General features: G+C 66.8%; 18 protein-coding genes. 7 read left to right on the forward strand and 11 right to left on the reverse strand.

Translation table 11 applies throughout. The features are described from left to right. Positions 1-44: 44 nt before the first annotated feature. The 3 genes from C5B91_RS17585 to C5B91_RS17595 form a co-directional block, all read right to left on the reverse strand. Positions 45-1,583, reverse strand: a complete 1,539-nt coding sequence (locus C5B91_RS17585) for a glycoside hydrolase family 28 protein (RefSeq protein WP_115820110.1) — start codon at positions 1,581-1,583, stop codon at positions 45-47. A 117-nt stretch (positions 1,584-1,700) separates the two neighbouring features. Next, the gene (locus tag C5B91_RS17590; RefSeq protein ID WP_115820109.1) at positions 1,701-2,756 is read right to left on the reverse strand and encodes a S9 family peptidase; all 1,056 of its coding nucleotides are present in this window, start codon (positions 2,754-2,756) and stop codon (positions 1,701-1,703) included. 490 nt (positions 2,757-3,246) lie between these two features. After that, positions 3,247-3,489 (reverse strand): hypothetical protein, encoded by a 243-nt coding sequence (locus tag C5B91_RS17595; protein WP_229722663.1) that lies wholly within the window; start codon positions 3,487-3,489, stop codon positions 3,247-3,249. A gap of 154 nt (positions 3,490-3,643) precedes the next feature. Here C5B91_RS17595 and C5B91_RS17600 point away from each other — a divergent pair, with 154 nt between their 5' ends. Both C5B91_RS17600 and C5B91_RS17605 read left to right on the forward strand, forming a co-directional pair. After that, positions 3,644-5,740: an ABC transporter substrate-binding protein gene (locus C5B91_RS17600; RefSeq protein WP_115820108.1), complete on the forward strand. Its 2,097-nt coding sequence runs from the start codon at positions 3,644-3,646 to the stop codon at positions 5,738-5,740. Positions 5,741-5,947: 207 nt separating this feature from the next. Then, the gene (locus C5B91_RS17605; RefSeq protein ID WP_115820107.1) at positions 5,948-8,074 is read left to right on the forward strand and encodes an ABC transporter permease subunit; all 2,127 of its coding nucleotides are present in this window, start codon (positions 5,948-5,950) and stop codon (positions 8,072-8,074) included. Between the two features lie 233 nt (positions 8,075-8,307). Here the strand turns inward: C5B91_RS17605 and C5B91_RS17610 are convergent, their stop codons facing one another. After that, a complete protein-coding gene (locus C5B91_RS17610) occupies positions 8,308-8,526 on the reverse strand; it encodes a hypothetical protein (RefSeq protein ID WP_004041212.1) in 219 nt (72 codons plus the stop codon). A gap of 215 nt (positions 8,527-8,741) precedes the next feature. Here C5B91_RS17610 and C5B91_RS17615 point away from each other — a divergent pair, with 215 nt between their 5' ends. After that, positions 8,742-9,803 (forward strand): ABC transporter ATP-binding protein, encoded by a 1,062-nt coding sequence (locus tag C5B91_RS17615; protein WP_115820132.1) that lies wholly within the window; start codon positions 8,742-8,744, stop codon positions 9,801-9,803. Further along, positions 9,800-10,915, forward strand: a complete 1,116-nt coding sequence (locus tag C5B91_RS17620; protein WP_115820106.1) for an ABC transporter ATP-binding protein — start codon at positions 9,800-9,802, stop codon at positions 10,913-10,915. Before C5B91_RS17615 ends, C5B91_RS17620 begins: the two co-directional genes overlap by 4 nt. Positions 10,916-11,052: 137 nt before the next feature. Here the strand turns inward: C5B91_RS17620 and C5B91_RS17625 are convergent, their stop codons facing one another. The 7 genes from C5B91_RS17625 to C5B91_RS17655 form a co-directional block, all read right to left on the reverse strand. Next, positions 11,053-12,174 (reverse strand): Gfo/Idh/MocA family protein, encoded by a 1,122-nt coding sequence (locus tag C5B91_RS17625; RefSeq protein WP_115820105.1) that lies wholly within the window; start codon positions 12,172-12,174, stop codon positions 11,053-11,055. Positions 12,175-12,330: 156 nt separating this feature from the next. Further along, positions 12,331-14,172: a hypothetical protein gene (locus C5B91_RS17630; RefSeq protein WP_115820104.1), complete on the reverse strand. Its 1,842-nt coding sequence runs from the start codon at positions 14,170-14,172 to the stop codon at positions 12,331-12,333. 206 nt (positions 14,173-14,378) lie between these two features. Then, positions 14,379-15,404 carry a Gfo/Idh/MocA family protein gene (locus C5B91_RS17635; RefSeq protein ID WP_049968772.1) on the reverse strand — a complete coding sequence of 342 codons (1,026 nt, stop codon included), beginning with the start codon at positions 15,402-15,404 and terminating at the stop codon, positions 14,379-14,381. Positions 15,405-15,519: 115 nt separating this feature from the next. Beyond that, positions 15,520-16,704 (reverse strand): MFS transporter, encoded by a 1,185-nt coding sequence (locus C5B91_RS17640; protein WP_115820131.1) that lies wholly within the window; start codon positions 16,702-16,704, stop codon positions 15,520-15,522. A gap of 150 nt (positions 16,705-16,854) precedes the next feature. Beyond that, positions 16,855-18,024 carry a UxaA family hydrolase gene (locus tag C5B91_RS17645; RefSeq protein ID WP_115820103.1) on the reverse strand — a complete coding sequence of 390 codons (1,170 nt, stop codon included), beginning with the start codon at positions 18,022-18,024 and terminating at the stop codon, positions 16,855-16,857. After that, entirely contained in the window at positions 18,021-18,329 is a 309-nt protein-coding gene (locus tag C5B91_RS17650) for a UxaA family hydrolase (protein ID WP_008097161.1), read from the reverse strand. The genes C5B91_RS17645 and C5B91_RS17650 overlap by 4 nt, the downstream gene beginning before the upstream one ends. Then, a complete protein-coding gene (locus tag C5B91_RS17655) occupies positions 18,326-19,516 on the reverse strand; it encodes a UxaA family hydrolase (protein ID WP_008097160.1) in 1,191 nt (396 codons plus the stop codon). The genes C5B91_RS17650 and C5B91_RS17655 overlap by 4 nt, the downstream gene beginning before the upstream one ends. Positions 19,517-19,602: 86 nt before the next feature. Here C5B91_RS17655 and C5B91_RS17660 point away from each other — a divergent pair, with 86 nt between their 5' ends. From C5B91_RS17660 to C5B91_RS17670, 3 genes are all read left to right on the forward strand, one after another. Beyond that, complete coding sequence (locus C5B91_RS17660) at positions 19,603-20,286, forward strand: carbohydrate-binding family 9-like protein (protein ID WP_115820102.1); 684 nt, start codon at positions 19,603-19,605, stop codon at positions 20,284-20,286. 93 nt (positions 20,287-20,379) lie between these two features. Next, on the forward strand, positions 20,380-21,033 hold the full coding sequence (locus tag C5B91_RS17665; RefSeq protein WP_049968768.1) for a ThuA domain-containing protein: 654 nt from the start codon (positions 20,380-20,382) through the stop codon (positions 21,031-21,033). A gap of 60 nt (positions 21,034-21,093) precedes the next feature. Continuing rightward, positions 21,094-21,339 carry a hypothetical protein gene (locus C5B91_RS17670; protein ID WP_004041200.1) on the forward strand — a complete coding sequence of 82 codons (246 nt, stop codon included), beginning with the start codon at positions 21,094-21,096 and terminating at the stop codon, positions 21,337-21,339. Positions 21,340-21,390 lie beyond the last annotated feature (51 nt).

Raw genomic sequence — 21,390 nt, forward strand, 5'->3', positions numbered from 1 at the left:
CGCGAGCGCGTCTTTTTCGGAAAAACGAGTGCGTCGGGCGTCGCCTACTGCTCGACCGTTTCTGGCTGCACCGAGACGACGGCCTCGTCCATGTCGCCGTAGTTGCCGGCGAGGAGTACCGAGGACTCGCCGTCGCTCTCGCCGCGGACGCGGGCGAACGGCTCGCCGTCGTCCGGGGCGACGCAGCCGCCGATTCGGAGGTTCTCGACGCCGTCTGCCTCGACTGCCGGCCCCTCGTCCGCCTCGGCCTCGAAACCGTCGAGGACGACGGTCGAACTCGCTTCCGCGGTCAGCGGGGTCCCGCTCCCGTCGGGGACCGTCACGCGAACGTCTTTGAACGAGACGCGACCGAGCGACTTACAGAAGACGCCGTGTCGCTGGTCGTACCCCTTCGCCATCGCCGGCGAGAGGTCCGAGGCGTCGAACGGGCGGGTCGCGTCGATGTCCACGTTGGTAAAGGAGATTCCCTCGAACCGCTGTTCGGGGAGGCCGGCGAGGAACGCCGCCGACTCGACCTCCTCGGCGGTGATGTGGTGGAAGTCGACGTTTCGGACGTTCGGCGTCGCCTCGGTGACGGGCTTGGGGTCGCTGTCGATGTCCGTCTGGTAGTAGCCGTTGATGACGAACGGGCAGGCGACGCGGCGCATGATGATGGTGTCGAACCGGAGGTCCTCGACCGTCCCGCCGCGGCCGCGCTTGGACTTGATGCGGATGCCGCGGTCGGTGTCGGTGAAGGTGCAGTTCGTGACGGTGACGTGCCGCACGTCGCCGGCAGTCTCGCTCCCGATGACGACGCCGCCGTGGCCGTGTTCGACCGTACAGTTGGTTACGACGACGTTCTCGGTCGGGCGTCCGACCTCGCGGCCCTGCTCGTCCTTGCCGGACTTCAGGCAGATGGCGTCGTCGCCGGCGTCGATGTGGGTGTCGCTGACCCTGACAAAGCGCGAGGAGTCGATGTCGATGCCGTCGCCGTTCGGAGCGTCCGGCGGGTTCTGAATCGACACGTCGTGAATCGTCACGTCGTCGGAGTAGACGACGTGCGTGTTCCAGAACGGGGAGTTCCGGAGCGTCACGCCGGAGACGGTCACGTTCTCACAGCCGTCTATCTGGAGCAGCGGCGGGCGCACCGTGAACGTGCTCACCTCGTCCTGCTGGTTGCCGCTTCGAATCTCCTCGAGTCGCGCGGCGAGTTCGGAGGGGTACTGCTCGGGCGGTAACGACACGAACTCCCACCAGTAGGAGCCGCCGCCGTCGATGACGCCCTCGCCGGTGATGGTGACGTTCGAGGCGTCGGCCACGTGGAGACACGGGTGGAAGCCGTCTTGGTCCCACCCCTCCCAGCGGCTCTCGACCGTCGGGAACTCGGTGAAGTCCTGGACGAACCGGAGTTCCGCCCCGTTTGCCAGTCTGAAGGTCGTGTCGTCGCCGACGCGGAGCGGGGCGCTGCGGTACGTCCCGGGCGGGAGATACACCTCGCCGCCCTCGCCGGCGCAGTCGTCGAGCGCCGCCTGAATCGCCGCCGTGTCGAGCGAATCGTCGTCTTCGATACCGTAGTCGCGCACGTTCCGCTGTTCGAGAGTCACGCCTGAAGCATCCGCGAGCGCGTTCATAAACGTTGTGCCGAGGTACCACGACGCACCGAAATCGGCGACGAGAGGCGAGACGAGAGACGGAAGCGGGGGCGGAGAGAGCACGCCGACTCAGAGTCGGTCGCGCAGGAAGGGCCACGCGCCGGCCTCGAAGAAGCGGTGGCCGCCGTCGCCGACGAAGAGGCTGCACTCTCCCTCGGCGTCCGCAGCGCGGTACCGACCCTGGATGCGGTCGAACGCCCGTCTCGTCCCGGCTATCGGGAAGATGGGGTCGGATTCGCCCGCGACGATGCGGAGCGACCGCGGAGCGACGAGGCCGGCGATATCCCACACTTCGCCGAGGCGTCGGAGGCCGGGGACGTAGTTGCACAGGCAGTGGTCGATGGGGACGATGGAGTCCTCGAACGGACAGACCGACGCGCAGGCGACGACGTGCCCGATTCGGTCGTCGAGCGCGCCCGCGAGCAGCGCGACGGTCCCGCCGCCGGAGTGGCCGCAGACGGCCAGTCGGTCGGCGTCGAGCGCGGAGTACCCCTCGACGAAGTCGACCAGACGACACACGTCCCACACGCGCTCGCCGACGAGCGACCGGCCGAGGAGTTGGGCGCGCTTCTGCCAGCGCGTACACGCGCTGACGGCGTCGGACGAGTCCGAGTCGTCGGATGTGTCGGGTGACAGCTCGCCGAAGGCGCGCATGTCGGGAGCGACGACGGCGAAGCCCCGCCGGGCCGCCTGTCGGGCCATGTCTCGTCGGTCGTCGGCGATGTGACGGCCGGCCGCCTCGCCCTCGGCGACGCCGGCGGCGAGGTCTTTGCCGTGTTCGGTGTGGCCGTGAAGCGCGACGGCGACGGGGTACGGCGGGTCCACCGAGTCGGGGAGAAGCAGGTAGAACGGGACGCGGAACCCCCGTTCGGTGCGGACGCTCCACGTCTGTCGCTCGTAACTCCGGTGTCGAACCGTCGCTTCCGGATGCTCCCGTCGCCTCGGGTCGATGTCCTCGACGGCGCTGTCGCGAATCGCCGGAAATCCGAGCACGTCGCGCAGTTCGGCGCGGAACGACTCCTGCCACGCCTCGAATTCCTGTCCTGTCTCACCCGCGTACGCGGCCGAGCCGTCGGTCGCTCGGAGGACGTCGTCGAACCAGTCGTCGTAGTCGAAGCCAGTCATTCGGTGTCGTTCCGACGAACGCAACGGGTTCACAAGTGCGTGTCGACGTCGCGGATCGGAGGATTGTTCCCCGTAGGCGAACAAACCTAAATGCGAATGAAATCGGGCGTAAAACCCATCACTCGTCGGTTTTCGGTCGTTTTCGATGGAGAACGAACCGACCTGAAATCGGGAGAATGAGCATTACGGTTGTAGCGTCGTCACGGCGCGTGGCGAACCGAGTCAATCCCCATTTCCGCTAGTAGAGGCCACAAATGCCACGATTCTGATGTTCGCGGCGGCGACTGGGACGCCACTCAGCGAGGACGCCCAACCGAATTCGGATGTTGAGTTCCCCATACGCGAACAAAAACTAACATCTCAATTACAAATTAGGAACGAAAATCGGAAGACAGCGGCGAGATAGCGATGAAAGTGATACTATGATATGAAGAACAGTGATGAGCCGAGTCGGGAGAGACGACGGGAGAAAACAGAAAGCCGAAAGCGTTCAGTCGAGGGCGTCACTCAGGTAGCCGCACCGCCAGAAGACGACGCCGACGGTCGCGAGGAGCACGCCGGCGAGGGCGAAGTCCATCATGAGGACGACGTACGACGCGGTCCCGCGTTCGATGCCCGTCATCGCGAGGAGGCCGAGGACGACGATGAGCAGCGTAAACGAGAGCACGCTCGTCCACAGCATCTTCTTTCGGCAAATCCAACATTTGAAGTACGACCGTTCTGAGGTTCCCATTACCGGCGATTTCGCAAAACGGGATAATAGTCCTTTGGGGGACCGCCCCGCGCGTCGCGAGAGTCACGGGCGCGGCCGCGTAATCAAATAATGTCAGTAGATAATTACCATTATCGATGGGTATATATGGGATAGTCATAATGGGTACTGTGTGATGGATTCGCAAAGCAGCGCTGAGTCCGACAAGTGGATCAGCGACGACGAGTGGGAAGACGTATCGCCACAGACGCGCCGTCGTCTGCTTCGAAACGCGTTCGGTGCCACGGCCGGCGCCGCTGCGCTGGCTGGCTGTAGTCAGGGCGGGAACGAGGATACGCCGACGCCGCTCGAGAACGAAGGCGGTGGCGGCGGGAGCACGACGACTGACGGCGATTCGACCAGCCAGTCGTCGGGTCGAACGCTCGACCACATCATCTCGCTCGCGCCGACGAACGCCCGGTTCAATCCGTACGGCAACGCCGCGAACTTCTCGTTCCGGTGGTACTGGGCGATGTTCGACCAACTGGCCGTCCACGACAAGGTGTCGAACAAGACGAAAGGGATGGTCGTCGAGGACTGGGAGTACGCCAACAACGGACAGGTCGCGTGGAACATCCGCGACACCTACACGTGGCACAACGGCGACGACCTGACCGCGGAGGACGTGGCGACCCAGCTCAAAATCGGCAAGCTGATGCAGACCGTCCACAAGGGCTACGGCGCGCAACCGCTGTACGAGAACGTGGAGACGACCGGGAAGTACGAACTCACGTTCGACCTGGTCGAGCCCGACATCAGCCGGGAGATATTCGAGTTCGGTCACATGAAACGCCGCGCGTGGCTCTGGGCGCACCGAGACATCTGGGGGAAGTACGCCGAGATGTTCGACGACGCCACCACCGAATCGGAACGGACCTCCGCCCAGCAGGAGATGATGCAGGCGGTTCAACAGAACGTCTGGGACAACGCGAACGTCCCAGGGAACTCCGTCTGGGAGTTCGTCAGCGGAGAGGAGAACGTCGCGCACTTCGAACCCTACGACGACTACGTCAGCCCCTTCAGCGACGCCGAGTGGTCGAACGGCGAGATTACGGGCGACATGATAGACTACAGCCTCGACTGGCACCGCTACCCGAACCAGCAACAGCGGACCAAGGCGATGCAGGAGGGCGTCATCGACGTGAGCTACCCGCCGGAGTCGCAGTCCGCTCGTGACCGGCTCAAGGAGAACGGGTGGGGGCCGGCCGACAGCCTCTCCGAGGACCAGATTACGCCGCAGATGCGCAGCGGGGCGATGGGCGTCCTGCTCAACTGTCAGAGCGACATCACCGGCGACCCGCGCGTCCGGAAGGCGATTCACCACATCGTCCCCCGGAAGCCGCTCGTCGAGTGGGTTCCGGACTACGGCACCTACTGGGTCGAAGACCGCATTCCGTCCGGCATCGGGCAGGACAAGGAAGTGCCATGGTTCGGCGGGAACTCGAACTGGCCGAGCGGCGACCTCGCGAAGCTCGAGCGGTACGCCCACACGGAAGACGACGTGGACGAACAGCGGGCGACCGAACTCCTCGAGGCCGCCGGCTTCTCGAAGTCGGGCAACCGCTGGAAGGACCCGAACGGGGAGAACGTCACCCTTCGGTTCTACACGGCGACGTCCGACGAGGAGCCGATGGCCCTACGGTTCGCACAGATCGCGAAGTCCTACCTGGACGACTTCGGTCTCCAGACCGAAGTGACCGCACAGGAAGCGACCATCCGCGCCGGCAAGACCATGGAGTCCGGCGACTGGGAGTTACTGTTCGACAACTGGGGCGGTGCGAAGTCCGGCCCGCCGTTCCTCGGCTTCTCGAACTCCTTCAGAGTCCAGGAGTCGCTGTCCGGACAGCCGCTTCCGAGCAACGACAGCTGGGCGATGGACCGCGTCGTCGAGGTTCCGTACCCCATCGGCGACCCGGCCGGTGACCTCCAGGAAGTCGACGTCATCGACAAGCTCAACGAGCTCCGGACGCAGATGTCGGACGAAGAGCGCAGACAGAAGGTCGCGGAAGTCTCGTGGATATTCAACCAGTCGCTGCCGATGATGCTCATCAACGAGGAGGGCGGCACGGGCGGCTACTGGCTGAATCACGACAACTGGGCGACGAAGCCCCCGAACGACAACCTGAACCCGGCATACCGCTACGAGATCGTCGAGATCGGTCAGTACTCCTACTGCCAGTACATGGCCAAGATGGGAACCGAATACTTCCACCCGGCGGAGGGAGGCCAGTAACCGCGCCGAGCGCCGCCACCTGAACGAGAAACCGTCGTCTCACCGAATCAGTCAGAACGTATCAGCCATACGGTGAACTCCCCGTCCGGAGGCGCAACGCGCCGCCTCCGGACGCGACGACGGCGAGGTCGGTTCGGTCGAGTGCGGACGAAAGTAGCCCTATTCATAATGATTAAGTACCCACATGAGAGGTAAGAACTAGCAAGGATGGTCGAGAAAAATTACTACGTGCGCCGGATAGCGCAGGCCCTGATAACGGTCTGGGCGGCGATCACGTTCTCGTTCGTGACGGTTCGGCTCATTCCCGGCGGGCCGATGGACTACATCGCCGCGCAGATCAGACAGCGGTCCGGAGGGGCGGTTTCGTCGACCCGCCTCAACCAGATGGTCGAGATGTACTCGAACATCAACCCGGACAAGCCGATGCTGCAGGCGTACGTCGAATACATCGTGTCGGTCGCGCAACTGGACTTCGGACGGTCTATCTTCTACGCGGACCCGGTCTGGAACGTGCTCGGACCGGCAATCCCGTGGACGATGTTCGTCTCGCTTTTCGCCCTCGTCATCGGCACCATCATGGTGTTTCTCATCGGCGGCTTCCTCGCCGTCCACGAGGGCGACACCTGGGACGTGGTCGGGAGTTACTTCGTCATCTTCTCCGACGCCGTCCCGTACTACATCGTCGGGCTCGTACTGCTTTTCACGCTCGGATTCGGTACCGAGTTCTTCCCCAACGGGGGGCGGTACGACAACGCGCTCACGCCCGGGTTCAACATCGAGTTCATGGCCAGCGTGCTGCGACACGCGGCGCTGCCCATCATGGCGTTCGCGCTGACCTCGTGGGGCGGCCTCGAGTTCCGCGCGCACTGTACCCGCATCATCGGTGAGGACTACGTCGACGTGGCGGAACTCAGGGGACTGCCCGACAGCCGGATTCAACTGCGGTACATCGGGTGGAACTCGATGCTGCCGATGTACACCGGCCTCATGGCCGGCCTCGCCAGCCTGTTCGGCGGGTCGGTCATTATGGAGCAGATATTCCGCTACCGCGGCATGGGCTTCTACTTCTACGAAGCCACGATGGCGCGGGACTACACGACGGTCATGGCGGCGGTCATCCTGTTTACCATCGTCACCGTCATCGGCCTGCTCATCGCCGACTTCACCTACGGCTTCATCGACCCCCGCGCCGGGCACACCCAGCGCGAGTCCTACTCGCGGTCGTACCGCGAAACGCTCCAGCGGTTCGTCAACCGCCTGCGGGGCGGCGGCGCGGACGAGACCGAAACCATCGACGACCGCATCGAAGGGAACCGTATCTCGGCCAGCGGCGCGATGAGCTTCGACGTCGATAGCTCCGACTTCTCGCGCGGAGAGTACATCAGAGAGCGAATCGACCAGAGCCTCCTGACCCCGTTCCGCATCATCTGGACCTCGCCACGGGCGCGGGTCGGCGCGATAATCCTCGGTATCTTCGGCTTCCTCGGGCTGTTCGGGCAGTTCCTCGTCCCCGAGGTCAGGCCGATGCAGGGGCCGATTCTCCTGCAACCGCTGGAGAACATGCGCTACCCGCTCGGCACCGACGACATCGGGCGCGACCTCCTCGCACAGCAGGTGCTCGCGACCCGCCCGATGCTCATCATGATGCTGTCGGGCGCGGCGGTGACGCTCGGCCTGGCCATCCTTCTCGGCGTCACGGCCGGCTACCTCGGCGGCGTCATCGACAAGGTGCTCATGACGGTGACGGACGTGATGATGAACATCCCCGGCCTGGCGCTGGTCATCGTCCTCGCCGTGATTCTCGAACCGAAGAGCCCGGTGTTCGTCGGGGTCGTGCTGGCCATCGACAACTGGCCACGGTTGGCCCGACAGCTCCGCTCGCAGGTGCTCACTATCCGCAGTGAGTCCCACGTCGAGGCCTCGCGGGTGCTCGGACTGCCAACGTCGAGCATCCTCTCGAAGAACGTCATGTCCCGGCTCATGCCGATGCTGACGATGGGGACTGTCGGCTCCATGCGGAACATCCTGATGGAGTCCGTCGGCCTGTACTTCATCGGCGTGCTGCCGTTCACGACGAGCAACTGGGGCGTCGTCCTCAACATCGCCCGCAACGGCGGCGCGCTGTCCGGCATGGACCGCTTCCACTGGCTGCTCGCGCCGATACTGTTCATCGTCACGATGACGTACGGCCTCCAGCTGTTCGCGCAGGGGACGGACCGACTGTTCAACCCCCGCCTCCGCGCGCGGCACGCGGCCACCGTCTCGACCGACGACATGGAAGGCGGTCGCGGCGGCTCGGAAGGCGGCGACGGTGCCGCATCGGCCGCGGACTAACCAACCGGACCAGCCGGTCCGTTTCGCGTCGCTGCTTTTTTCGATTATCTCGACCCGAGAGCGGTCGTGCCACGCTGTCTCAGGGAAAAGGTTAACACACGCGCTATCGACCTACGAAACGGACTTCAACCATGAAAGTGGAGAAAGAAGGAAATACGACGCGGTACCTGCTCGGCCTCGTGATACTCGTAATCCTGCTCATCGGGGTGTACTACGGATTCACCATGATGTGATCAGAACAGTCGGTACGCCCAGAGCAGTACCCGGAACGCGACGGCGACGAACACCAGCAATCCACCGATTATTCCGAACATTCCCGCCCAGACGCCGGTCTGAAGGGCGGCACCGAAGAGAATCAACAGCGCGCCGAGGAAAACCACCGTCGAGGTGACACCGCCGATTTTGGAGCGAACTGTCCACAGCACGTTCTGTCGCGTTTGCGCTTGCGCCATGTCAGCACGGACATCGCGGACGAACTTATAGTTTGCCGGTATCGGCAGCCGAACCGCCCGAAGACTCCGATATCGACGCGCATGGACTGCGCTGGCGGAAAGTATTAAGTAGTATTGAACGTGATAGATTCCTACTACGGTCACATGTTGACGATAGGCACGCGTGACGGGTGGGGTCGCTCGCCCGCCGTACGAACCGACGAGAGGGACTGACCATGGCGACACAACACACCAAACAGAAGATGCCAGACGAGCCGACGGCCGAGCACAACGTGCTAGAGATAACGAACGCGAGCGTCGCGTTCGCGATGGAACGCGGGGACGCCCGAGTCCTCGACGACGTGTCGATAAACGTCCGGCGGGGAGAAGTCCTCGGCGTCGTCGGCGAGTCGGGCTCCGGCAAGTCGATGCTGGCGGACTCCATGCTCGACGCCATCGACTCGCCGGGGACGCTCACCGGCGACGTGGTGTTCAACCCGCCGGAGGGCGGCGAGCCCATCAAGGTCAACGACCTGAGCAAGGAGGAGCTTCGCCGGTTCCGCTGGGAGCGCGTCTCGATGGTGGTCCAAGGGGCGCTCGACTCGTTCAACCCGACGCTCAGCATCGGCGACCACTTCGTCGAGACGCTCCGCGCGCACGACTACGACATCCAAGAGGGGATGGAACGCGCCCGACAGCTCATCTCCGACGTGCACCTCGAACCCGACCGCGTCCTCGACGCGTACCCCCACGAGCTGTCCGGCGGGATGAAACAGCGCGCGCTCATCGCGCTGAGTCTCATCCTCGACCCCGACGTGCTCGTGATGGACGAGCCGACCGCCGCGCTCGACCTCCTGATGCAGCAGTCGATTCTGAAGCTCCTCTCGGAGCTGAAAGCCGAGTACGACCTCACCATCGTCATCGTGACGCACGACCTGAGCCACGTCGCGCGCATCTCCGACCGCCTCGCGGTGATGTACGCCTTCGAACTGCTCGAACTCGGCCCGGTCCAAGATATCGTCATGGACCCCGCCCACCCCTACACGCGGGAGCTACTCAACTCGATACCCGACATCGACGCCGACCTCGACGAGATGGCGTCCATCGAGGGGACGAGCCCCGACCCGCTGAACGTCCCGAAGGGCTGTTCGTACCACACGCGATGCCCGCTCGCCGACGAGCAGTGCCGGGCGACGAACCCGGACCTCATCGAGGTGTCCGAGGACCACGGGGCCGCGTGCTTCTACACGGACGAAGCCCGCGAGAGGATTCCCCTCAAGAAGGAGGTCTCGAAATGAGCGACGACCCCCTGCTCCGCGTCGACGACCTGAGCGTCCACTTCGGCGGCAACGAGGGCATCCTCGACCGCTTCCTCGGCGACGACAAGGGCGTCGTCCGCGCCGTCGACAACGTCTCGCTCGACATCGGCGAGAACGACGTGGTCGCGCTCGTCGGCGAGTCCGGCTGTGGCAAGACGACGCTCGGAAAGGCCATAATCGGCCTCCAGCGCCCCACCTCGGGGACGGTCCGCTTCCGCGGACAGGACATCTGGAAGTCCGACCTCGAACCCGGCGACATCCCGTACAAGGAGATTCGGAAGTCGCTCCAGATGGTCCACCAGGACGCCGGGAACTCGCTGGACCCCAACCGGACGATATTCAAGAACCTCAACCCGGCGCTGAAGAAGTGGCGGCCGGAACTCAACCTCGTCGAGCGCCGGGAGCTCGTCCACCAGATGCTCGACACGGTCGGGCTCACGCCCGCAGACGACTACGCCTCTCGGTACCCCCACCAACTGAGCGGTGGGGAGGCCCAGCGGACCGTCATCGTCCGGTCGATGCTCCTCGAACCCGACCTCATCCTCGCCGACGAGGCCGTGAGCGCCCTCGACGTGTCGCTGCGGGTGAACCTGATGGACCTCCTCCTCGAACTGCAGGAGATGTTCAGCACCTCGTTCGTCTTCATCTCGCACAACATGGCGAACGCCCGGTACCTCGCCGGTCGCGCCGACGGCCGCATCGCCGTCATGTACCTCGGCCGCATCGTCGAAATCGGCCCGGCGGACGAGATTATCAAGAACCCCCAGCACCCGTACACCAAGAGCCTCCTGTGGGCGACCTCCGGTCTCTCGGAGATAAACGATCCCATCGAGACGCCGCCGGTCAGGAAAATCGACATCCCGGACCCGGAGAACCCGCCGAGCGGCTGTCGGTTCCACACCCGCTGTCCCGAGGCGCGGGAGTACTGCACGTCGAACACGCCCGACCTCTCCGGCATGAGCGGCCCGTCGGACCGCCACGAGGCGGCCTGCTTCGACGCGCACGACAGAATCGACTACCGGAACAGCGAGCCAATCACCGACGACCTCGACATCGACGTCGCGGACGACGCGGAACAGCCGGCCGACTGAAAGAGAAACCTCGATTCGGACCGTCGTTCAGACGCCGTCGCCAACACCGAAACCGGTACCGGCACCGACACCTGTTTTCGCTCCCGCACTGACGCCCGTTTTCACTCCCGCACCGATTCCTGCGTTCACTCCCGAATTCACTCCGCGTCGCCCGCCGGGCCGAGGTCAGTCGGGAAGCCGTCGGGGACCGACGGCGGACGCTCGCACTGCGCCGAGAGTTCGACGTACGCGCCCTCCTCGGCGGACTCGCGGATGCCGTCCATCGCTTCGAGGACGTGGAACCCGAGGTCGCCGCTGGTCCGGTGGTCCCAGTCGGAGTCGAGCGAGTACGCGAGGTCGACGAGGCCGAGACCGCGCTGTTGGCCGGGGTGGTCGCGCTCGACGGAAATCTCGCGCCACTCGCCGTCGTCGTCGTCGCTGAGGTGGACGCGGGGCGTCCCGTCGAACCGGTTGGGGTCGGTGACGCTCAGCGTCCCCTCGGTGCCGTATATCTCGAATCCCGGTAGTTCTGACCCCCACACGTCGAAACTCGTCAGGAGCGTCCCCGTCGCGCCGCTTTCGAAGGTCACGACGGCCGTCTCGTGGGTCGGCACCGACACCGGAATCCGCTCGCCGCGGCGCGGTTCACTCGTTATCTCGCGCTCTGCGAACGGCGTGTTCGCGGTCCCGGCGACCGACCGAATCGGGCCGAGGAGCGTCACGAGCGACGTGAGATAGTACGGCCCCATGTCGAAAAGCGGACCGCCGCCTTCCGCGTAGAAGCCGTCGGGGTCCGGGTGCCAGTGCTCGTGGCCGTGGTTCGACCAGAACGCCGTCGCGCCGACGGGGTCGCCGATGCGGCCCTCGTCGATGAGGTCGCGACAGGTCTGGATTCCGGTGCCGAGAACGGTGTCGGGCGCGACGCCGACGGTCAGTCCGCGCTCGTCGGCGGTCTCCAGAATCGCCTCGCCTTCGGCCTTGGTCGCCGCGAGCGGCTTTTCCGTGTAGGCGTGCTTGCCCGCTCGGAGGGCAGCGGACACGAGGTCGCCGTGGGTGCCCGCCGGCGTGAGTACGACCGCAACGTCGATTTCGGGGTCGGCGAGCAGGTCCTCAGTCGGGAGGATGCGGGGGATGCCGTACTCGTCCGCCTTCGATTTCGCGCGGTCCTCATCGAGGTCGGCGCAGGCGACGATGTCGAGGGCGTCGAAGCGGTTCCCCGCCTCGAAGTACACGTCGCTGATGGCTCCACAACCGATGATACCGAGAGTCACACTCTCCATACCGGGGCGACGCGGGAGAAGTCCTAATAGTTGTTGACGGAGCGAGCGCGAGAGCGGAGTCGAGCAGTTGTTACAACTGGAAAAGATGGCGCACACGGCAGCTGGTCGAGTCTCGATTCGAGCCGGGGTTCGTTACAGTCGTGTCAGCTCGGCGGGTCAGGGAGGGCTCGCGCCCGACTCTTCGACGGCGAGCGCCCACTGAGCGACCCAGTCGCGCAGACCGCTGTCGGGGACCGAAAGCGAGCGCGTGCTTCCGCCGTGGTCGGGGTAGCCACCGACTTCGCCCTCGTCGCCGGGGATGCCGGGGGCGTTCGCCGGGTCCGAGACGTCGGTGTCGAGGCTTCGGTTGCGAATGTTGTCGATGACGCGCTGTTCGTGGCTGATGCGGTCGGCCGGGCGAGCGCCCGCGTACGCGAGGTTGTGGCTCTCGACATCGGTGGCGGGCATCGCCGTGAGTCCGCTGGGCCACAGGGGACGAGAACCGAGTTGCGTGGCCGAACAGAACGTCCGCCCGTTCAGGCCGGGGTCGGCGACGATGTTGTCTTCGATGTAGACGCTGCCGTCACCCTTGACAATCGCGTCGGACCAGTCGAACCGTCCGAGGTACGCGTTGCCGACGACGCTGGACTGAGCGCCGGGAGACGCCCAGATGGCCTTGTCGAAGTAGTAGACGATGCTGTTGGCGATGACCGACTGGGTGTCGTCTTTCAGCCGCGGGTTGCGGTCGTTGTTCGCGGCGTAGACCGTGCCGAGGATGGCGACGTTCTGCGCGCCGTTACCGACGAGCGAACCGTTGGAGTTCTCCTCGGGTTCGTCGAGCCCCTCGGCGACGAGGCAGTTCGCGAAGGTCGTGTCGGTCGTGTTGTAGCCGACAGAGAGGTTCTCGTCGCGGCCCCAGTAGGCGCTGCAGTGGTCGAAGATGACGTTCGAGGTGTCGTCGGCGTTGTTCATCGGGTCCGCGCCCTCGGCCGCGCCGCCGTCTTCCCCGCGGAAGATGCGGAGGTGCTGGACGACGCAGTCGTTCGCGTCGACCTGAATCATCCCGTTGATGAAGGTGATGCCCGGCGAGGGAGCCGTCTGGCCGGCCACCCAGCACTTGTCGTTCGTGATAGAGAGGTCGCCGCCGCCGAGGTCGACGACACCGCTGGCCTCGAAGACGACGAGGCGCGGACCGTTCGCCTCGAACGCCGCGCGGACGGCGCTCTCGGTCACCTCTTGGACGCGGTGAACGGTCACGCTGTCGTCGAACCACGAGGCGTCAGCGAACCCGGCGTCCACGTCGAAGGAGGACCCGCCGTCGTCGGAGCCTCCATCGCCGGACCCGCCGCCGCCGTCGCTGGTCGAGACGCTACCGGCCACGTCCACGTCGCCCACGTCGTCGTTGCTCGACGGCGACAGGCCGGAGAGACTCTCGAACTCGGCCGTCGAGAGCGTGCCGGCGCTGTGGCTCGTCACCGCGAGGCCGACGTAGGCGTCCTCCGCGAAGTCGATTTCTCCGGGGGCGATGTCGGCGATGAGCGTCCAGTTGCTCCCGTCGGTCGACCCGTACGCGGAAATCGTGTCACCGCTTCGTGTGAGGCGGAGCCAGTCGGCGGTAATCGACCCGCCGCTCACCTCGCTCTCGCCGCTCCCGCCGTCGGACGTCGTGCTGACCGTGTCCGCGCCGGCGGCCGAGCGCCACTGGAGCGATGCCTCGCCGTTGGGTCGGCGGCGAACCATGGCGTTCTCGGCGTCGGCGTTCAGCGTCTGCCGGACCATGAGGCCCGCTTTGGCCCAGCTATCGGTGTTTTCCAAGGCGGTGTTGTGGACGACGACGTCGAAGTCGCCGCTCACTTCCTCGTAATAGTAGTGGAACCCGTCCGCGGCGTCCCAGATGTCTTCGCCCGCCCCCTCGACAGTGACGGTGGTCGCCGCCGCAGCAGTTCCGCTGAACGTCGCGACGGTACCGATACTACCTGCTCCGAGTGCACGCAAGAACGTGCGTCTGTTGGGAGTCATGTTATGACACCAACAAGACTCAGAACCCGCCCCGTAATAAAAATTGTTGGCGGATAATCATTATCGAGACGTAAACGGTCGAATCCCAGCCACTCAGGGCGTATCAGGCTCCGCGAAAACGCCGCGTCGGTCGAACGACCGGTTGCGGTGAGGTCGGTCGTGAGGTCGACTCAGTCGTGAGGTCGCAGTCGAGCGAGTCAGCGAATTCAGTCGTCCGCGTCGCGGAGGTCGCCGACCGACGACACCGATACCCACTCGCCGCGACTGTCCGAGCGCTCGGCGGCGAAGATGATGTCCACTCCCTTTCTCGCCTCGTCCGGCGGCACCATCGGCGGTCGGCCCGCGGAGACGGCCTCGACGAAATCGCGTATCTGGGCGACGTGCGGGCCGTCGGGGCGCGGGTCGGGGAGGTCGACGGGCTGTTTCTCCCCGTTCACCTCGAACAGTTCGACGCCCGTCTCGGTGACGCGAAGCGTTCCCTCCGTCCCGTTGAATTCGAGGCTGATGGGCTGTTGGGGCCGCGTCGCCGTGGTCGCCGACACCTGCCCGAGCGCGCCGTCTTCGAACCGGAGCGAGAGCGCGGCCGTATCGGGAGCTTCGATGTCGTGATACAGCGCGTCGCCGGTGCCGGCAACCCGTGACACGTCGCCGGCGACCCACTGAAGCAGGTCGATACCGTGGAGCGCCTGCGTGAACAGGACGCCCCCGTCGAGGTCCGCGCTGCCGTGCCACGACGAGTCGTCGTAGTACGACCGGTCGCGGTGCCACTTCACCCGCACGTCGGCGAACACGAGCCGTCCGAGCCGACCGTCGCCGACCACCTCGCGGGCGAACTGCATCGTGGGAAACAGCCGCCGCTGAAGGACGCAAGCGAGGGTGACACCGGCGTCGCGGCAGGCGGCGACCATGTCGTCGACGCGGCCGGGCGTGATTTCCAGCGGTTTCTCGCAGAGCACGTCGATGCCCGCCGCCGCGGCGTCGACGACGATGTCGCGGTGGGCCCCGTTGGGCGTGCAGACGCAGACGGCGTCGAGCGCGGCGTCGGCGAACAGGTCGGCGTGACTGGTGTACGACGGACAGTCGTGCGTCTCGCCGAACGACCGGGCGGTCTCCGGGGTGTGGTCTGCACAGCCCGCGAGTTCGACACCGTCGGTGTCCGCGAGCGCTTCGGCGTGGGACCGTCCCATGCTCGCACAGCCGACGATGCCGACCCGAATCGGCGTCTCAGTCATCGGCGCTCACCGTCTGGCGAAGGGGAAGTAGCGACTGTAGGCGTCATCGACTCGAACGTCAGCGGGCGGCGTGATAAGCGTTTACCAGCGGGGCCGAGCGGTCGCACGGCGCGGCTCACTCGGGCGAGAAACTCTCCGTGAGCGTCCGCCCGACCAACCCGGCGGCGACGAACGCGAGGACGCTGGTGCAGACGAACGCCGTGGCGTAGTCGAACCGGGTGGCGAGCACGCCGACGAGAAGCGGTCCGAGGACGCCGCCGAGGCCGCGGGCGGTCGACCGGAGCCCCATCAGTTCCGACTCGCGGTCGACGGGGGCCACGTCGGCGACGAAGGCGATAGTGCCCACGGTGAGCATCGAGAACGTGACCGCGTGGACGACGAAGGCGGTGCTGCTGATACCGATGCGGGCGAGCTGCCCGTCGGGAACGAGCGCGAGAACGACGACGAGCGCCTGCACGCCGCTGCCGGCGAGTCCGCCCACGATGAGCTTCTTCCGGCCGATGCTGTCGCTCAGGCGACCGAAGCTGTACATCGAGACGACTCGGACCGCGGGACTGACCGCGAGCACGGCACCCATGACGACGTTCGAGAGCCCCACGTCGGCGACGAGGAACACCGGAACGACCGAGATGAAGCCCTTCTCGGTCATGTTCCGGAGGACGATACCGACGTACAGCCAGCCGAGTCCGGTCCGCTCGAACAGTTCCCGCCGCGCGCCGCCGGGGAGGAGTCGCCCGCGGACTTCCCCAAGGAGTCGACCCGTGGTCAGCGTCTCTTCGGACGGGGGCGTCGGGTCGGCGATGCGGAGCGTGAGGAGCGTCGCCACGAGGCCGAGGCCGACGACGACGAGATAGAGGTCGGTCGGCACGAGCAGGCCGACGAGATAGCCGACGAACAGCCGACCGCTGATAGCCCCGCTAGAGCGGGCGCTACTGTAGAAACCGATGGAACGTCCGCGCTCCGACTCGCCGCCCGACTCGCTCACGATGGTGAGAATCACCGACTGGAAGCCGGCGGTGAACACCGCGAAGAGGCCACGACAGGCGATTTGGAGCGGGACCGAGGCGGTCACGGTCAGCGGGGCGATGGCGAGCGTCGAGAGGAACGCGGTCGCGATGAGTATCGCTCGCCGCCGACCCGTGATGTCGGCGATTGCGCCCCAGACCGGGGCGAACACGAACAGTCCGAAGGAGAACGCCGCGTACGCGAGGCTCACCGCGAACGGCGACCCCTGTTCTCCGATGTAGAGCGCCATCGCCGTGCCGAAGAGCGACCCACACGCGACGCGAGAGATACCGATGAGCGCGAGTGCGCTCCGCTGCCCTCGACTCGCTGGTCGAGCCTGCTGATTGACTACCACTACGACTCGGTGTGACACTACCACCCAATAAAGATTGGCGAGCCGGAAGGCGATGCGCCGAGGACGGCGGCGCGAGACTCGATGCGACCGTCAGGTCGACGGGCCGGCGCGGGCGATGGCGAACTCCGTGAGTCCGTGTCGCTCGGCGCACGTCCGGTCGCCGTCGGCGACGGCGAGAAGATACGCTTCGAGGTCGTCCGCGTCGGTCTCGCGGGCGTCGAGGTCGATATCGTCGGGGACGGCCGCGAGCGTGTCCGCGTCGCCCGAGAGTTTCACCACCGGAACGATGGGATGGCCGGCGGGCGTCCCCTGTCCCGTGACGTGGAGGACGAGGTGCGCGCCCGCGGCGGCGAGGCCGGTCGCGGCCTCCTCGACCCGAGAGGGCGCGTCGAGCAGCGTCACCGCGCCGGCGGCGGCATCGGCAGCGTCCGTTTCATCGACTCGTTGGCCGTACGCCGCGACTCCCGTGACCGGCGCGTTGCCGAGGAATCCCGTCGCCGCGTCGAATCCACGGGCCGCCGCCTCCGTTCCGACGCGCGTCGCCCTCGCGGGGCGGCCCGCCGCGTCGAGCAGTCGGTCGGCGGCCGCGTCGCCGACGAGCGACCGGGTCTCCTCGGGGTGCGCGGCGAACCGCTCGTTGCCGGCGACGACGACCCGCCCGCCGGCTGACGCGACCCGCTCGACCAACTCGGCGACGAGCGGGTCGGCGTGCCGTCTGGTCGAGTCCGCGAGGTCGTCGACGACGACGCCGACCGTGAGGTCACCGAGGGTCGCCGTCTGTTCGTCGGCTGTCGCGGTCGCCCCGTCCGTCCCCTGAGCGGCGGCCGACTCCCGGAGGTCGGCGACGGCGGCCGTGCCGCGGTCGACGCAGGCGTCGGTCCCCCCGGCGTCCTGTATCGTGAGTTCGCGGACTGGAAGCCCGCGTTCTTCGACCGCCGCGGCGACGACGTCGCTCCGGACCGTCTCGCAGCCGAGGCCGACGACGACCGTACCCGCGACGTTCGGGTTCCCGGCGAGGCCGACGAGCGTCCGTTCGGTCTGCTCGGCGTCCGCGCCCAACTGCCCGCAGCCGTGGTCGTGGGGCGCGGCCACCGCATCGGGCGAACCAGCGGCTATCTCCTCGGCGACGACGTGCGAGCAGATGACCGACGGGAGGACGAGCACCCGGTTTCGGATGCCGAGGCGGCCGTCGGGTCGGCGGTGGCCCGCGAACGAGTCTGGGGTGACTCGGCGGCGGTCCGGGTGTGGGTTCCGGGTCATCGCTCCACCTCCGCCGCCACGTCGCCGCGGCCGCGGGTGCTCTCGCAATTGTGCGTGTGGACCCACTCACCGGCCGCGACAGCCGCCGTGGTCCGCCCGATGACCTCACCGTACTTGCGGACCGTCTCGCCGGCCGACAGCGGGTCGAGGGCGAACTTGTGGCCGAACGGAACGTCGTCGGCGAGCGTCACCGCGCGGTCTCCGTCGCGGACCTCGCGCCCGGCGTCGAGGTCTTCGAGCGCCGTCGCCACGCTGTCGCCGTCGGCCAGCACGAGGGCGCCCCCGTCGAGGACGCGGCCCTTCATTTGCCCCGCACCTCCGCGAGTTCGCGCGGGTGGACCTCCGTGATAGCGAACTCCTCCATCCGGCGCGTCTCGGCCCCGGTTCGCTTCCCGTCGGCGACGGCGAGCACCTCGTCGAAGACGCGCTCGCCCGCCTCGGAAATCGTCGCGTCGCCCTCGACCACCGCCCCGGCGTTCACGTCCATGTTCGACCGCATGCGCTCCCACGTCCGGGGATTTCCCGTGACCTTCACCACGGGCGCGACGGGGTTGCCAGTGGTGCTCCCGCGCCCGGTGGTGAAGACGATAATCTGCGCGCCGCCGGCGACCTTGCCGACGACGCTCTCCACGTCGTAGCCCGGCGTGTCCATCAGGACGAGGCCGCCGCCGACCGGCAAGCGCTCGGCGTAGTCGACGATGCCGCGCACGGGGGTCGTCCCGCCCTTCGAGATGGCTCCGAGGCTCTTTTCCTCGATGGTCGTGAGGCCGCCCTCCTGATTGCCGGGCGAGGGCTGTGCGCCCCGGAGGTCGACCCCCATCAGGTCGGCGGTCGCCTCGCGGCGCTCGACGCGGTCGAGCAGTCGGCGGCGGGTCTCCTCGTCGGCGCATCGCTCCGCGAGGACGTGTTCCGCGCCGATGAACTCCGGCGTCTCGCTGAACGAGGCGGTTCCCCCGGCCGCGACGAGACGGTCGCAGGCGTCGCCGACGGCGGGGTTGGCGGCGATGCCCGAGGTGGCGTCACTCCCGCCGCACTCGACGCCGACGACGAGTTCGCTCGCGTCGGCCGACTCGTGGCGGGCGTCCGCGGCCGCCTCGTTCAGCGAGTCGAGGGCGGTGCGCCCGCGCTGGAGGGCCGCGGCCGTCCCGCCGACCTCGCGGACCGAGAGCGTCTCGACCGGCTTGCCGTCTCGGGCGATTCGGTCCGCGAGGTCGGCGGCGTCGATGTCCTCGGTTCCGAACTCGACGACGAGCGCCGCGCCGACGTTCGGGTTGCGCCCGACGCCGACCAGCACCCGCTCGGTCTGCGCTCGCGCCTCGTCCGGTTGGTTCGCTCCCATCTGGTGCGGCGTCGCGCGCGCCCACGCCCCCGCCTCGGCCGCGATACCGCGGGCGACGCAGGACGACGCGACCGAGGTCGGAAGGACGGCGACGTGGTTTCTGACCCCGATGCGGCCGCTCTCCCGGCGGTAGCCGGTGAACTCTCGTCTCATACCACGCGATTCGGTAGCGCCCGACAAAGTGGTTTCGTCGGGTGCGGGCGGAACGCTCTTGCGGGCGGGTCGAGTGAGTGAGACATATGCGAACCTACGAGGTCAGCCGCATCGACGCGGACAGGGCGGTCCCGCTGACCGGCGCGGTCGACGGGACGGTGTGGGAGCGGGCGAACGTCGCCCGACTGGACGAGTACGCGTGGGGCGACGAACCCGGCCCGGAGGCGACGGTCAGGGCGCTGTTCGACGCGGAGGCGCTCTACCTGCAGTTCCACGTCGAAGACGACGAGATAACCGCCGACGTGACGGAGCTGAACGGTCCGACGTTCGAGGACAGTTCGGTCGAACTGTTCGCCACGCCGGCCCCGCCCGACGACGGCTCGCCGGGGCGGTACTTCAACTTCGAGGCGAACTGCTGCGGTACGTTCAAACTCGCGTGGCAGGAGCCGGACTGGCGCGAGCGCGACATCGGCCGCGACCTCGTCTCGCCGACCGACGCGGCGGCCGTCGAGGTGGAAACGTCCGTCCCCGGCCCCACGAAAACCGCGTCCCCGGACGACGACGCGTGGTGGCTCGCGGCGCGGCTCCCGCGGTCGACGCTCCAGTCGTTGACCGGCCTCCCGCTCGAACTCGACTCGGAGACGGTCTGGCGCGGGAACTTCTACCGGAGCGGTCTGCCCGACGCGCAGAAGGGGACGTGGAACCGAATCGAACTGCCGGAGCCGACGTACCACTCGCCGACGTACTTCGGGCGCATCGAGTTCGAGTGAGCGGTCGCCTCGGACGGGTGCCCCGGACGAAGTCGCCGAGCAAGCCGTGGTGGCACCGAAACGACTTTTCGCGCGGGAACTAAACGACAGCCCATGCAGCAGCCGTCCGCGTTAGTCATCGGAGAGACGACCTTCTCGTTCCACGACTTCGAGGAGATGCGACCGCACATCGAGTCCGCCATCGGCGACGCCGCCGAGGTGACCGCGACGACCGACAAAGACGCCCTCGCCGACCTCGCGGGCTACGACCTCGTCGTGGACTACCTGACGGACGCCACCCTGACACCCGAGCAGTTAGACGGTCTCCTCAGTTTCGTCCGCGACGGCGGAGCCTATCTGGGTCTCCACTGCGCCGCCGACCTCATCAACGTCCACGACGGGGACGGCGGCCTCGACAAGCGCGACGAGCCGTTTCCCGACCTCCGCGACCTCCTCGGCGGCCACTTCCTCACCCACCCCGAGCAATCGACGTTCGGCGTCGAAATCGTCTCCGACCACGCCGTGACCGACGGCGTCGACGACTTCGAGGTGTTCGACGAGCCGTATCAGGTCGACGTGGACGACGACGTGACCGTGCTCGCGCGCATGGCCCACCCCGACCTCACCGACTACCCGGTCGCGTGGGTCCGCGAGTACGGCGCGGGGCGAGTCTGTTACGCGTCGCTCGGACACACCGCCGAGGCCTTCGAGAACGACGACTACCGGCGACTGCTCCGCAACGCCGTCGGCTGGCTGGTCCGCGACTGAGCGGAGCGCTCGCGCGTCGCCGTGTGAACGTTTATCCCGGTCGGTTCCGAACGTCGGTACATGAATCTTCGAGCCGCCGACCTGACCGTGTTCGTGTTCGTCCTCGGCGTCATGCTCTCGGGAATGTGGCTGGCCCAGCAGTTCGGCATGGTGTGGTCGCCGACGCTGTTCGCCATCGTCGCCGTCGTAGCGGCCGTCTGGACGGCGTACTACCGGTTCGGGGTAGAACCGCGAATCGATGCGAGCAGAGGAGACGACGACGACAACCAGCAGGAACCCGGCGTCAGCGACGGCGCACAGGAGTGACCGACTAACCGCATCAGCCGGTGTCGGCGACCGACGCTCCGACTCGTCCCG

The organism is Haloferax sp. Atlit-10N (genome assembly GCF_003586325.1).
Lineage (GTDB): Archaea > Halobacteriota > Halobacteria > Halobacteriales > Haloferacaceae > Haloferax > Haloferax prahovense.